Source organism: Streptomyces coerulescens, assembly GCF_042657965.1.
GTDB lineage: Bacteria > Actinomycetota > Actinomycetes > Streptomycetales > Streptomycetaceae > Streptomyces > Streptomyces coerulescens.
The window spans coordinates 349,784-363,933 of record NZ_JBHSKM010000008.1; the positions used below are offsets into that span (position 1 = coordinate 349,784).

General features: G+C 71.2%; 11 protein-coding genes. 8 read left to right on the plus strand and 3 right to left on the minus strand.

Going from position 1 to position 14,150, the window contains the following annotated elements; translation table 11 throughout:
- Nucleotides 1-456 precede the first annotated feature (456 nt).
- The gene (locus ACFPQ9_RS15945) at nucleotides 457-1,458 is read right to left on the minus strand and encodes a hypothetical protein (protein WP_380853165.1); all 1,002 of its coding nucleotides are present in this window, start codon (nucleotides 1,456-1,458) and stop codon (nucleotides 457-459) included.
- A gap of 306 nt (nucleotides 1,459-1,764) precedes the next feature.
- Nucleotides 1,765-2,715: a nucleoside-diphosphate kinase gene (locus ACFPQ9_RS15950; RefSeq protein WP_380853167.1), complete on the minus strand. Its 951-nt coding sequence runs from the start codon at nucleotides 2,713-2,715 to the stop codon at nucleotides 1,765-1,767.
- A gap of 345 nt (nucleotides 2,716-3,060) precedes the next feature.
- On the opposite strand from ACFPQ9_RS15950, the gene ACFPQ9_RS15955 reads away from it, so the two are divergent.
- The 6 genes from ACFPQ9_RS15955 to ACFPQ9_RS15980 all read left to right on the plus strand — a co-directional run bounded on the left by ACFPQ9_RS15955 (nucleotide 3,061) and on the right by ACFPQ9_RS15980 (nucleotide 9,734).
- A complete protein-coding gene (locus ACFPQ9_RS15955) occupies nucleotides 3,061-3,273 on the plus strand; it encodes a hypothetical protein (protein ID WP_380853169.1) in 213 nt (70 codons plus the stop codon).
- 84 nt (nucleotides 3,274-3,357) lie between these two features.
- Nucleotides 3,358-4,590: a tRNA lysidine(34) synthetase gene (locus ACFPQ9_RS15960; protein ID WP_380853171.1), complete on the plus strand. Its 1,233-nt coding sequence runs from the start codon at nucleotides 3,358-3,360 to the stop codon at nucleotides 4,588-4,590.
- Between the two features lie 18 nt (nucleotides 4,591-4,608).
- A complete protein-coding gene (locus tag ACFPQ9_RS15965; RefSeq protein WP_380853173.1) occupies nucleotides 4,609-6,666 on the plus strand; it encodes an FAD/NAD(P)-binding protein in 2,058 nt (685 codons plus the stop codon).
- A 14-nt stretch (nucleotides 6,667-6,680) separates the two neighbouring features.
- Nucleotides 6,681-7,988 carry an LLM class flavin-dependent oxidoreductase gene (locus ACFPQ9_RS15970; RefSeq protein WP_380853175.1) on the plus strand — a complete coding sequence of 436 codons (1,308 nt, stop codon included), beginning with the start codon at nucleotides 6,681-6,683 and terminating at the stop codon, nucleotides 7,986-7,988.
- Between the two features lie 8 nt (nucleotides 7,989-7,996).
- Entirely contained in the window at nucleotides 7,997-8,245 is a 249-nt protein-coding gene (locus ACFPQ9_RS15975; RefSeq protein WP_380853177.1) for a hypothetical protein, read from the plus strand.
- A complete protein-coding gene (locus tag ACFPQ9_RS15980; protein ID WP_380853179.1) occupies nucleotides 8,238-9,734 on the plus strand; it encodes an amidase in 1,497 nt (498 codons plus the stop codon). Before ACFPQ9_RS15975 ends, ACFPQ9_RS15980 begins: the two co-directional genes overlap by 8 nt.
- On the opposite strand, the gene ACFPQ9_RS15985 is transcribed toward ACFPQ9_RS15980, so the two are convergent.
- A complete protein-coding gene (locus tag ACFPQ9_RS15985) occupies nucleotides 9,634-11,445 on the minus strand; it encodes a M28 family peptidase (protein ID WP_380853181.1) in 1,812 nt (603 codons plus the stop codon). The two genes, ACFPQ9_RS15980 and ACFPQ9_RS15985, sit on opposite strands and share 101 nt — an antisense overlap.
- 265 nt (nucleotides 11,446-11,710) lie before the next feature.
- Between ACFPQ9_RS15985 and ACFPQ9_RS15990 the strand changes: the two genes are divergently transcribed.
- Together ACFPQ9_RS15990 and asnB are read left to right on the plus strand one after the other, a co-directional pair.
- On the plus strand, nucleotides 11,711-11,839 hold the full coding sequence (locus ACFPQ9_RS15990) for a hypothetical protein (protein WP_380853183.1): 129 nt from the start codon (nucleotides 11,711-11,713) through the stop codon (nucleotides 11,837-11,839).
- Nucleotides 11,840-11,954: 115 nt separating this feature from the next.
- Nucleotides 11,955-14,147, plus strand: a complete 2,193-nt coding sequence (gene asnB / locus ACFPQ9_RS15995; protein ID WP_380853185.1) for an asparagine synthase (glutamine-hydrolyzing) — start codon at nucleotides 11,955-11,957, stop codon at nucleotides 14,145-14,147.
- Nucleotides 14,148-14,150 lie beyond the last annotated feature (3 nt).

Genomic DNA, 14,150 nt, shown 5'->3' on the forward strand with positions numbered 1-14,150 from the left:
CCACGGATACCGACGACGGGCTCGTGGACGGATGCGGGCGGCCGACGTCTGCCGCCGAAGGGCACGTGGACAGGTGCGGACGGAGCACAGACGAACGCGGCAAACGGCAGTGCACAGGTGGTGCGGACGGAGCACAGACGAACGCGGCAAACGGCAGTGCACAGGTGGTGCGGACGGAGCACAGACGAACGCGGCAAACGGCAGTGCACAGGTGGTGCGGACGGAGCACAGACGGACGCGGCAAACGGCAGTGCACAGGTGGTGCGGACGGCAGACGGACGCCGACGAACGAACGGCACGTGTACGACCGCGGGCGACAGACCGCCACCGACAACCCGGCACGTGTACGACCGCGGACAACAGACCGCCACCGACAACCCGGCACGCATACGGCCGCGAACGGCCCACGGATGCCGACGACGGGCTCGTAGACGGATGCGGGCGGCCGACAGCCCGTCAGTTGCCCGCAGCCGTGCGCCACTCTGTCGCCGAGCTCGGCGGCAGCAGGTCCGCCGAGGCGGGGCGGTCGGCGTCGAGTACCTCGGTGGCGATGCGGACGAAGTCCCATGTGCCGACGGCCGGGTCCGTCGGGTCGAGGAGCATGCTCAGCTCGTCCCAGGACAGCCGGGTTCCGGTGGTGACGGCGGACCGGATGCGCGCGAGGGCCTCCGGAGCGGCCGCCGCCTCGGCGCGCTTGAGCGCGGCCTCCAGGTCGAAGTCGTTCGCCGGGATCTCGGCCTCCAGCCGGCCGACCTCCTCGAAGGCGCGCCTGCTCGCCGTCGCCGTGTCGGCCCGCCGGACGTCGGCGAGCAGGGCCCGGCGCTCGGGCCGGTCCAGGAAGATGCCGACCTCACGGACGATGTCGGCAGGCTCGTCGGCCACATGGACAAAGTTGATGATCTTGTTGGGTGGGTCCAGCACGGTACGGAGGTGCTCGGGGCCGCGTGCCTCGGGGTCGGCGGAACCCTTGAGGTCGGCCAGCCGCACCGCGCCGGGCACCGCGGGGTCGTACCGGTCGTCGCGGACGATCAGCAGCAGCGACTCGCTGACGCTGTGCATCATCGTCATCAGGGCGAGCCGGTCGGTGGTGTAGACGTGCCAGTTGTAGCGCCACAGTTCGCGCATCGAATGCCGGTTGTGCCGGATGCGGGAGCTGCCGAGGATGCTGAAGCCCTGGTCGGCGAGGTAACGCAGGGTCCGGTCGGCCCGGCGGGCGACCATGCCGTCGCACTTGAAGCTGAGCAGGCCGAGCGGTGCGAGCGCGGTGGCGGTCGCCGCGGCGGCCTCCTCGGCGCCGGAACCGTTCGCCGCGCCCAGGATGTCCAGCGCATCCGACCAGCACTCACGGAAGTAGAGGTCCTCGGAGAAGAGTTCGGACTTGGTGGCCGAGACGGTCAGGGCGGGCCACAGGGCCTCGCCCGGCATCCGGCTGTCGCGTGCGGCGGGTGCGCTGGTCATGCTGCCTCTCTCTTCCGGCCTGCTGCTGTCTTCCGGCCTGCTGCTGAGCTCCGGCCTGCTGCTGTCTTCCGGCCTGCTGCTGAGCTCCGGCCTGCTGCTGTCTTCCGGCCTGCTGCTGAGCTCCGGCCTGCTGCTGTCTTGCGGCACTCTGCGGACACCGGCTTCGGGCCGTCATCCGGCTTCTGGCCGTCATCCGGCTTCGTGGAAACGTCCGGCGAACCGTCACCGTCCGGCATCCGGCCTCGCGGGAATGCGGAGATGCGGAGATGCGGAGATGCGGAGATGTAGAAGACGCCCGGCGATCCCTCACCCTCCGAAGTCCGGCCTCCAGGACTCAGGGTCGGGATTCGTCAGCATCTTGGGGTGCCCGGGCTCGTCGTACACGATGAAGTACGTGCCCAGCACCGCGAGGTCCCAACGCTCGGGGTGGGCTCCCGCCGCGTCGAGGTCCGTCAGGAACGCGCGCCAGTCGATGCGTTCGCCCCGTTCCATGCGGTCCACTCCATGGCGGGCCGACTCGGTGGCCGGGCCCGGTGCCGCGGCCGTCAGCGACCGCGCCACGCCGCTCAGCGCGTCGGCCGACGACAGGGAGCGGGTGGGGCGGGCAAAGCGTTCCAGAGCCTGGTCGAGGGCGTCCTTGTCCCGGGCCGCCAGGGCGCTGGCGGCCACGCGGTCGAGCAGTTCACGGCGGCTCGGGCCGTCGAAGAGCAGGCCGAGTTCGCGTAGCAGATCGGCCGGTTCATCGGCGACGTGGACATAGCTGAGCACCCGGTTCGGCTGGCCGAGCAGGCTGCGCAGGGTGCCGGGCTTCTGGGCCTCCAGGGTGGCCGAGCCCTTGAGGGTGGAGAGCCGTACCGTGCCCGGGAGTTCGTGCCCGGGCTCGCTGCGCAACAGCAGCAGCAGCGCGGGGCCGGCCCCGAGGAGCAACTCGTTGACCGCGAGCCGGTCGAGCGTGGCCGAGGTGAGCTGGTACCGCCACAACTCCCGCCAGTGGAAGGGCTGGAAGCGGAACTCGCGTACGGCGACGGGGGTGAACCCGTGCTCGGTCAGGTACTCCAGGACCGGCGGCAGTTTGCCCGCGGCCAGTCCGTCCGGCTTGACCATGAGCAGGGCCGAGTCGCGCAGTACGGTGGCGAGGGCGGCCGTGCCGAGCACCTCCTCGGCATCGCACAGGCCCTCGCGGAAGTAGGTCTCGCGGGCGTACAGATCCCTTTTGGTCTGACCGCGGGTCAGCATCGACCAGTCGAGCGTTGCCATCGGACCTTCCCCGTGCCGGTACCCGGTGTTGCCGTCGCCCGGATGCTAGCAGGTCGGCAATTACCGACCGAATCACATGAGACGCGATTTGGAAATCGCACCCCGGCCCCTCCTCCAGCCGAGACAGATGTGCCGCGATATACATCGTCGAGCCCCGCCAGGTAAGGGCATTCTGGTCAATTTGGACAGGGTTTCACCTGGTCAAGTCAGTACTGAGTAAAGAAACCGTCCAGGTAAGCCGGGTACCGGCGCTTCCTGTCACTCTTGACGGCCTCGACCGCCATCCGGTTAACCTCCGACAGCGGGAAATTCCTCCCGCTCATCGAATTAAGGAGGGTGGTCAACATGCGTGAAGCTGTTTCCACCGCTGTGCAGAGCAGCAACTTCAACCTGAAGAATGAGGTCGTCGAGCTCATTCCTTCCGGTGTTGCCGCCGAGCGCGCCGTACTGGGCGTTCGCGAGCTGGAGGCCTTCCGTGCCGCCGGTTCCTTCGTGCCGGCCTCGAAGCACGGCCTCGAGGTCATCACCGGCGCGAGCTGCGAGACCGGCGCCCAGTAATAAAACGCCGGGTGGGAAAGCCGATTCGTCGGCGTTCCCACCCGGCACGTTCGCCCACCTCTCACTGCTGGATAGGAAAAGGTCATGACCGATACTTCGTCCCGCGCGCTGCCCACGGTTTCTGTTGTGACCTCGCACGGCCGGCAGCCGCTGTCCGGTGCAGCCGACGAGCGCCTCATCGACATTCTCAACCGCCATCGCGTCCCGTGGTCCGCGGTCGCGGCATATGTCATTCCGGAATCCGGCGGAGATCCGCGGCTCTCCCCCTCGCTCGACCGCACTCTGGCCGAGTTCGAGGACGCCTCGGAAATTCTTCTCTACTTCAACCGAAACGTGAACCCTTTCAATTTCTCGATCGAGGACTTCAAGACGATCGAGAGCGACAACCCGGGTTCGGAGGCGACCGAGTACGTCTACCAGCGCCTCGACAACGAGACCGGCACGGCGGAGTCCTTCCTGAAGAAGCTCAGCCCCGAGGAGTGCCGGCAGATCATCGCCGACCGGGTCGGCGACACCATCCGCGCGAGCGTGCCCGCCGGCGCGGACCTGGTCGTCGGCGTCAGCGGCGGCGGCGACAGCAACGCCCTGCTCTACGGCCTCAGTCAGCTCTCCGACCACGGCATCACCATCCACCCGGTGATCCTCAAGGGGATTCCGGACTGGGACGCCGGCGTACCGCGCGCGCAGGCGCTGTGCGAGAAGTACGGCCTCGAACTGACCGTGATCGAGGCGGACGAGGTGAAGCAACTCCTGGGCATTCCGGCCGACTCGGTCGATCTGATCGACCGCTTCGAGCGTGAATTCCAGGGCGACGACTTCGAGTTCCTCGGCACCCTGTTGATCCGGCTCGCGCTGTCCAAGGCGGCACGGGACATCGGGACGTCGTACATCGCGACCGGAGTGAACCTCGAGGACATCGTCTGCGAGAACCTCTACCGGGTCACCACCGGACTGAAGCCCGCCGCCTTCCCCAAGCGGCAGATCGGTGACACGACGCTGGTCCTGCCGCTGTGGCTGTGCCCCAAGCGCATCATCGACGGCTGCTTCCCGAAGTTCTCGCTGGAGAACTACGACGCCCGCTACCCGTGCTTCTCGCTCGGCCGCAACCTCTACTACAGCGTGGTGTACTCGCTGCAGTCGCAGTTCCCCGGCTACCTCGAACAGGTCGCCCGTGGCCTGTCGCAGCTCAGCATGAAGGACCCGGTCGAGTACACGTACAACGAACAACTGGGCTTCCACGTCGAGCGGACCGTGCCCTTCCCGCTGCTGCGCAGGTTCCAGAAGATGCTCGCCGGCGCGCAGCCGACCGCGGGCTGACCGGGCGGGGCGGGCCGGATGAGCGCGCACTGCGTCGTCGTGGTCGGCGGCGGCCCCATGGCCACCTACGCGCTGGCGCATCTGGCGGCCGTGCTTCCGCAGGAGCCGCCGGCCGCGCCGGTGCGGATCGTGGTCTTCGAGCGGGGCGGTCGCGCCGGTGCGGGCGAGGTGCACAGCGACAGGCAGCCGCCGACCGGCTACCTCAACCGGGTGGCGGGGCAGATCGCCTTCGCCCCGGACGAGTCGAGCGACCCGCCCCGCAAGCTGCTGCCCGCCCGGCTGCGGCCCACCTTCCAGGAGTGGTGCGCCGAGCGTCATGCCCGCACCGGTGACCCCGACTTCGCGCTGCTGCCGCACGAGGTGCCCCGGCGCTATGTCCACGGGCTGGCGCTGCGCGAGCTGTTCCTGCGGTACGTGGAGCGACTGCGGGACGTGCCGATGGTCGACGTCGAGATACGCGACACCGAGGTCACGGCGGTGACCCGGACCGGCGGCCGTTTCGCGCTGCGGTCCGCCGACGGGGGTGAACTCGGCGCCGACGAGATCCTGTTCGTCACCGGCCACTCCTGGAACACACCGGCGGCCGGCAGCGAGGAGGAACGGCTGGCGACGCACGCGGGATATGTGCCGACGCCGTATCCCCTGGCCGAGCGGCTGGACGAGGGAGCCGTTCGGGCGGGCCTGCCGGTGGCGGTGCGCGGGCTCGGACTGACCGCCATCGATGTCTTCCTGCAGCTGACCGAGGGGCGGGGCGGTGCCTTCGTCCCGGACCCGGACCGGGCGCCGCACGGGCTGCGTTATGTGCCGTCCGGCCGCGAGCCCTCGGTGATCGTCGCGGTCAGCCCCAGCGGGGTGCCGGTCTCCGGCCGGCCGCTGAACGCCAAGGTGGGCGACCCGGCCCGGCTCGAGCACACCGGCGTCTACTTCACGGTCGACGCGGTACGCGCCCTGCGCTCCCGGGTCGCCGAGCCCCTCGCGGACGGCCGCCGCCCACTCGACTTCGACCGGCATCTCTTCCCGCTCGTCTGCCTGGAGATGGCCTGGGTGCACCATCGCACCCTGCGCGGCGAGGCGGCCATGAGCCGGCTCCAGGACGCGGTGGCACCGGCGTACGCGGACTTCCTGGCGGGCCGGGGTCCTTGGGGCGAGAAGGGCGCGGACGCTCTGATCCGGGCCTTCGAGACGCCCCTGGACGACGTGCGGTCACCGTCCGCCCGTTTCGACCCGCGTGCGCTGCTCGATCCGTTGCCCGCCGGTTCGGCCGTACACGGAGACGACGGTGCCGACTGGGCCCGTCGGGTCGAGGAGTTCCTGCGCCGGGATCACCGGGACGCCCTGGAGGGGAACCTGCTCAACGCGGTCAAGGCCGCCTGCGACGGGGTGTGGCGGGACCTGCGGGCCGTCTTCGGCGAAGCGGTGGACTTCGGCGGGCTGACCCCCGACTCCCACCGGCGGTTCGTCCGTACCCATCTGCGCCACTACAACCGGCTCTCCAACGGCGCGGGGCTGGAACCGATGCGCAAGGTGCTGGCGCTGCTGGACGCCGGGCTGCTCGATCTGTCGGTCGGGCCGGAGCCCGTGGTGCGCCCGGCCGGTGCGGACAGCGGTGCGTTCACCGTGTCCGGCACCCGTACCGGCGTCGTCCGGTCGGTGCGCGCCGTGGTCGAGGGCCGGGTCCATCCCTTCGACCCGCGCCGTGACGTACTGCCGCTGTACCGCTCGCTGCTGGACGCCGGTCTGGTACGGCTCTGGCGCAACCGGGGCTCCGCGCGGAGCGAGGACTACGTGCCGGGCGCGCTGGATCTCACGGACCGGTTCCATCCCGTGCTCGCGGACGGCTCGGCCGAACCCCGGCTCACCTTCCTCGGCGCTCCCGCCGAGGGCCTGCGGGTCTTCCAGCAGAGCGCCGCCCGGCCCCACTCCAACAGTTCGGTCCTCGCCGTCGCCGCGGACTGGGCCGAGGAGGCGGTCCGGCGCATGCCCCGCCCGGTGGATCCGGTGGCGGTGGTTCCGGCCCCGCACGCCGCGCTCCTCAGCCCCACAGCCTCCGACCACGAAGGGCGGACCCCACGTTGACCCGGCACCCTCATATGCGACTCGGGGCCTTCCTCTACCCGACCGGCTATCACGTCGCCGCGTGGCGGCACCCCGATGTGCCCGCGGGCGCCGGTGTGGACATCGCGCACTACACCGAGCTCGCGCGCACCGCGGAGCGCGCGAAGATGGACTTCCTGTTCCTGCCGGACAGTTCGGCCATGCGCGGCGAGGACATGGCGGAGCTCAGCCGCACCGCCATCCGGTACGTCGCCCAGTTCGAACCGCTCACCCTGCTCGGGGCGCTGGCCGCCGTCACCGAGCGGATCGGGCTGACGGCCACGGTCTCCGCCACCTACAACGAGCCCTATCACTCGGCCCGGATGCTCGCCTCGCTCGACCACATCAGCCGGGGCCGGGCCGGCTGGAACCTCGTCACCTCGCAGAACCCGTACGAGGCCTACAACTTCGGGCTGCCCGAACACCCCGAGCACGGCGCCCGGTACGCAAGGGCGCACGAGTTCGCCGAGGTCGTGAGCGGGCTGTGGGACACCTGGAGAGACGACGCGTGGCGACGGGACAAGGCGGCCGGGGTGTTCTTCGACCCGGCGGGGGTGCGCCCCCTGGACCACCGCGGGGAGCACTTCTCGGTGCGCGGGCCGCTGAACATGCCGCGCTCGCCGCAGGGCAGGCCGGTGACAATCCAGGCCGGGTCCTCGGAGGCCGGCCGCGATCTGGCGGCGGCCACCGCCGACGTGGTGTTCACGGCGCAGCATTCCAAGGAGCAGGCGCGGGCCTTCAGCGAGGACGTGCGGGCACGCGCCGAGAAGCTCGGCCGTGATCCGGACGCCCTGCAGGTGATGGCGGGGGTCTTCCCCTTCGTGGGCCGGACCCGGGCCGAGGCGGAGGACAAGGTCGAGCGGCTGCAGGATCTGATCGATCCGCAGGTGGGGCTCGGGCTGCTCTCCAGCGAACTGGGTCATGTCGACCTCGACGGCTGCGACCTCGACGGTCCGCTACCGGACATCCCGGTCTCCAACTCCGGCCGGTCGCGGCGTGATCTGCTGGTGCGGATGGCGCGGGAGGAAGGTCTGACGGTCCGGCAGCTCTACAAGCGTGTGGCGGGTTCCCGGGGGCACCGGCAGGTGGTCGGCACACCCGAGTCGGTCGCCGACGAGCTGGCGGACTGGTTCGACGACGGGGCGGTGGACGGCTTCATCGTGATGCCGCCGTATCTGCCGGGCGGTCTGGACGACTTCGCCGACCTCGTGGTGCCCGAGCTGCGCCGGCGCGGTCTGTTCCGCGGCGAGTACACCGGGACCACGCTGCGCGACCACCTCGGCCTTGCGAGGCCGGGCCGGTGAGCGGGCGCGTGAGCGGGCCGGTGAGCGGGCCGGTGAGCGGGCCGGACGGACCGGGTCTCGACGCCGAGTTCGACCTGGTGATGGCGCGCGCGGGGCTGCCGGTGCCCGCCGACTGGCGAGCCGGAGCGGTCGCGTCGTACGCCGAACTCATGGCGCTCACCGCGCTGTTGCGCCCGGCGGACCGGCCGGTGGGCAGCGAGCCGTCGGCCGTGTACCGGATGCGGGAGGGCGGCGACGTGGGGACGAGCGATGGCTGACCCGGGCGAGCTGCACGAACTGCCGGTCGCCGAGGCCGGTGCCCTGCTCCGCTCCGGCGCCCTGACCTCGGCCGAGCTGACCCGACACGCCCTGGACCGGATCGAGGCGCTGAACCCGGTGCTGCACGCGTTCGTGACGGTCACCGAGGAGCGCGCCCTGAAGGACGCGGACCGCGCCGACCACGAGCTGCGGTCGGGTCTGGACCGGGGGCCGCTGCACGGGATCCCGTACGCGCTGAAGGACATCTTCGACACCCGGGGCATCCGGACCACCAGCCACTCCTGGCTGATGGCCGAGCATGTGCCGGACGAGGACGCCGAGGTCGAGTCCCGGCTCAGAGGCGGCGGCGCTGTGCTGGTGGGCAAGCTGGCCACCCACGAGTTCGCGCTCGGCGGACCCAGCCCCGAGCTGCCCTTCCCGCCCGCCCGCAATCCCTGGAACACCGAGCACTTCACCGGCGCGTCCTCCTCGGGGGCGGGCGCGGCCGTGGCGGCCGGTCTGGTGCGGGTCGCGATCGGCTCGGACACCAGCGGCTCGGTGCGCGGGCCGGCCTGTCACTGCGGCACGGTCGGGCTGAAGCCGACGTACGGACTGGTCTCCCGGCGGGGCGCGTTCCCGCTGTCGTACGCGCTGGACCACATCGGCCCGCTCGGCTGGACCGTGGCGGACACCGCGCTCGCCACGGCGGTCATCGCCGGACACGATCCGCTGGACCCGGGCAGCGTACGGCGTCCGGCGGCGGACCCGGCGGCAGGGCTCGGGCAGGGCGTACGAGTGCTGCGCATCGCCTATGCGCCGGGCTGGTTCCGGGACGATCCGGCTACCTCGCCGGAGGTGACGCGGGCCATCGAGCGGATCCTGGCGGAACTCGGCGAGCGCGGCGCCCTGGTCGAGGAGGTGGAACTGCCGCCGTACGACCGGTTCAACGCGTGCGGGCGGGTCATCATGGCCGCGGAGGCGTACGCGATCCACGAGGCGGAGCTGCGGAAGCGGCCTGCCGCCTACGGCCGCTACACCTACCAGCGCATCGCCCCCGCGGCCGGGCTGAGCGCGGCGGACCTGGTGCAGGCGTTCCGGCTGCGGCAGGAACTGGCGGACGCCGTGCAGCGGATCGTCTTCGACCGGTACGACGTGCTGGTGACGGCCACCGGGCTGTCCCCGGCGCCGCGGCTGGACGCGTTCCCGACGGACTGGCCGCCACCGAGGCAGCTGACGGCGATGCAGACGATCCCCTTCAATGTGACCGGCCATCCCGCCCTCGCCCTGCCGACGGGGCTGTCCGGCGCCGGTCTCCCGCTGGGCATGCAGATCGCGGGCCGGGCGTTCGACGAGATGACGGTGTTGCGGGTGGGTGCGGCGGTGGAGGCGATCACCGGGCATCCGCGGCTCAGGCCTGCCTCAGCCAGCCCGACTCCAGCAGCGCGTCGAACAGACGGGCCGTCGCGTCCGGGTCCAGGGGGCGGCGCAGCCCGTAGGACGTCTCCGTGACGATCCGGTCGCGGTCGCGGTGGCCGTTCGCCCGGATCGCCAGGTTGAACAGGACGGACAGATGGTGCTTGTCCTCGGCGATCATGCCGCCCAGGACGATCCGGGTGGCGGGCGGGAGTTCGCCCAGCATCGCCCTCAGGTTCAGCGGGCCCTGCCAGCGCCGGTGCACCGCGCGGCCGACGGGCTTCGTGGCGGCGGACTCGGTCAGCTCCCGGGCCCGTGCCACCGGGGCGCCGGCCGCGAGCGCGCGCAGCGCCGTGCCCTGGCGCGCCACATGGTCGGCCAGGCCGCTCCCCCAGGTGTGCGGGGTTCCCCGGCGCAGCTCGGTCACCGCCTGCCGCTCACGCTCGCACCACCGGTCCACGATCGCGGACCGGGTGGCCGCGTCCGGCCCGTCCGACGCCAGCAGTTGGGCCAGCGCGGCGCCGGCGAGGGTGGCGCGCGCCATCTCCACCGGAGACACCTTGTCGGGTGAGTCGCCCGCCGAGTGGTTGAAGCGGTCCGCCGGGTGACAGAACTGGACGGCCGGCCGGTCCACCGAGGGATCGGCGTACAGCGCGTGGTCGGAGAAGCCGAGGAACGGTGACGTGCTCCAGGTGCCGGGGCTGTCCGCGGTGGCCGCGAAGGTCTCTTCCACCACATGCTCGGCGAGCGGCCCGAGCAGGGTGGGCGTGGTCTCGGGAGGCCGCTCGACGACGAACGGCGAGCGGCAACGTGCCTGGTCCTCGCCCACCATGTCGAGGTTGATCAGCGCGTCGGGAAGTCCGCGGCCTCCCGGTGCGGAACTCTCGTGCAGCACCGCGGCGTTGCCCAGGAACTCCGCTCCCCAGAAGAACCGGATCGGCCGCCGCGCACCATGACGGGTGCTCGCCCGCCGGGCCCTGGCCAGGGTCGCGGCGACGCCGAGGAGGGCGGCCACGCCGGAGGCGTTGTCGTTGGAGCCCGGGCGCGGATGACACAGATGGCCGGTCAGCCAGATCTCCCCGGCCTCCTCGTCGCCGGGGAGCACTCCGCTGACCACGGGCATCGCGGCCGTGCGGTCCACGATGACCTCGGCGCGGGCCACGGCGCCCCGCTCCGCCGCCGCTCGCGCCGACCGGAACATCGCCGGGGTGACGCTGAAGCCGAACAGCGCGCTGTCCGGCGGGAGTTCGATGCGGCCGACGTACGGGTCCGGCTCGTCGCCCTTGCACGGCGCGTCCGTGACGAGGCCGAGCGCTCCGGCAGCCGTCAGCTCCGGCAGCAGCGAACCCCGTACGAAGGCGGCCCTGTCCACCAGGGCGACGGCCCCGGTCATGGCGGGTCCGACGGGGTCGTCGGCGCCGAGGGGCACCAGGGGTGCGGTGGACCCGCCGTGGGGTGTGGGCGCGGAGTACGTCGCCACGGTGAAGGGCTGCTCGGCGTGGTCGACGCTCCAGACCTCCGGCGGGTGAGGACCGGGGCCGGCGAGCACGGCCAGACGTGCGGTCAGCGGGGTCCAGGAGACGGGCGCCCGGAACGTCCACCACTGGGGGCGCCCGTCGGCGGCGAAGCGCCGTACGCCGACGTCCTGGAGACCGGCCGAGGCGGCCGCCTCGGCCACCGCCTCGGCGGCCCGCTCCAGGCCGAGCGACGCCTGGTAGCGGTCGTGGGCGCTCACGCGCTCGACGTGGCCCATGATGTCGTCGATCCGCAGAAAGGGCAGCAATTGCGATACCGGTGAATCAGCCACTGGAGTCACTCCGGAATTTCGATCCGACCGCTGTGCAAAGGATTGTTCCGACATCTATACCGCCCTCCGGGCGTAGCGACAATCGCGAATCTGTCTCATGTCGTCGCTCGCTCCGACACCGTTTCGATCGCCACGCTCTCCCGTCACACGCCGCCCACCTGCCGACACGTCAACTCCCCTACGTTGGTTGAACGTTGAGCTGTCTCATGTGGACCTTGACGGGGCGGACACCCCCCTGTTGCATTCCAGTCGTCGGAATCGATGAATGCGCGACTGCGGATTCCCGCTTTTCGTCATTCGCAATAACCAGGGGGAGGTGAATGCGATGCGCAAGTACACCAAGCCGGCGGCCAAGGAGGTCACCTCCGGCACCGTCCTCAAGGTCGTGGTCTGAGCCCTGCTCGGAAGCACTGCCCGCCGCGCCCGGCACCGACCGGGCGCGGCCCTCCTTGCCGATCCCCTTCCTGACGATCCGTCTCCGCAGCGAGCGAGGTAGTTGTATGTGTGGCTTGTCCGGGACAGCCCGGGTCGACGGCCGGCCCTTGGACGAGAGCGCGGACGCGCTGCTGAACCGCATGGCTCGCGTCCTGGCTCATCGTGGGCCCGACGACGAGACGTACTTCCGCTCCGGCCCGCTGGGCCTCGGCTTCGTGCGGCTCTCGCTGGTCGATCCGGAAGGTGGCGCGCAACCGCTCGCCACGGATGACGGCTCACTGGTCCTGATCGCCAACGGCGAGATCTACAACCACCGCGAGCTCGCCGCCGGGCTGCCCGCGGGCACCCGGCTGCGCACCCGCTCCGACTGCGAGGTGCTGCTCCATCTGTACCGGCGCGACGGGCTGCGCTTCCTGGACCGGGTGCGCGGCATGTTCTCCCTGGTGCTGTGGGACCGCGACCACGACCGGCTGGTCTTCGCCCGTGACCGGTTCGGCATCAAGCCGCTCTTCTACCACCTGGACCGCGAGCGCGTCGTCTTCGCCTCCGAGATCAAGGCGCTCTTCCAGGACCCGTCCTGCCCGCGCGAGCTCGACTGGGACACCGCACTGCGCGACCAGCTGCTCAGCATGGCGCCGGTGACGGAGGACGGCCCGGCCCACTCCTGGTTCAAGGGCATCGAACTCGTGCCGGCCGCCTCGATCGTCACCATCGATCTCAACGACGGCGCCACCTCCACGCACCGCTACTGGGACTTCCCCTCCTTCGAGAGCGGCGACTCGGCCGCGTCCGAGTCCCAGCTCGTCGCCGACTACGGCCGCTTCCTGGCCGAGAGCGTCGAGGACACCCAGATGGCCGACGTCGAGATCGGCCTCTTCCTCAGCGGCGGCATCGACTCGGCCGCCGTCGCCGCGCTGGCCGGCGTCAAGCCGCAGACGTACACCGCCCTCAACGGTTCCACCCTCGCCAACGGCGACGCGGAGTCCGCGCACTCCATCGCGGCAGCGCTGGGCCTGCGCAACCATCAGGTCCTGCTGGACACCTCGCACACTCCGGACGTCGAGGAGTGGAAGCGGCACCTGTGGCTGCTGGAGACACCGCTCGCGGGCCCCGAGACGTTCTACAAGTACGAGATGTACCGCTACGTCGGCGCCCACACTCCGCAGATCAAGGCCATGCTGCTGGGCGGCGGGGCCGATGAGTTCAACGGCGGCTACTCCAAGACCATCGCGGGCGGCGGGGAGTGGCCGGACTTCGTCCGCAACGTCGCCGGTCTGGGCATCGCCCGCGACCGCGCCCGGCGTCCCGACCTCGGCGCCTGGTGGGACGGCTCGGGCCAGTCCCCCATCAGCGCCCGCTATCTGCGCGAGGCGGCCGGCGGGGAGGCGAGCGACCCGTACCACGCCCTGTTCCGCTGGAAGTACCGCGACGTCCAGCTCTACAACTGCTGGCACGAGGACCGCACCGCCGCGGGCAACGGCATCGAGGCACGGGTGCCGTTCCTCGACCACCGGCTGATCGAGCTGGTGGCGGCCGTGCCCGAGAGGCTGCGGGCGAGCCTGGTGTGGGACAAGCAGATCCTGCGCCGTGCCATGGTCGGCATCCTGCCGCCGGAGATGGTCAACCGCCCCAAGGGCCCCTTCTTCTACGGCGACGGCGAGCACCACACCTACCGCACCTTCGTAAGGATGCTGACCCAGCACGGCGACCGGCTGCTCGAGGAGGCACTCGACTCCGACGCCGCACGTCACCACCTGGACGCCGACGGGATGCGTGCCCAGCTGCGCCGGCTGGAGCGCGATCCGTCCGCCGGTCATGTGGAGCTGCTGCTGCGCGTGGTCAACCTCGGGCTGCTGGAGCGCATGACGGCGGATCTGCCCACCCCGCTCGTCGACACCGTCAAGGCACCGGTGCCGCAGGGCGTGCCCGTCACGGACTGGGCGGCCGAGCGCGAGTCCGTCGAGGCCCGGGTGCTGCGCCGCCCGGAGGTCGCGCCGGAGCAGGTGCTCGAACTCGCCGAGAACGTCCTGCTGTTGCACTCCGCGGACGAGCCGGCCCTCTGGTACCTCGTGGTCGACGGCAGCATCGAGTACGTCCTCGACGAGGTCGAGAACCCCGCCTGGCTGCGGCTGCTGCACGCCTTCGACGGCAAGCAGTCCTACGGCGATCTCGTCACCGGCCTCGGGATCCCGGCCGCCGAGGTGGCGCCGCTGGTCGCCGAGTCGCTGGAGCTGGGGCTGCTCGCGCCGGCGGTTCCCACCGGATGACGG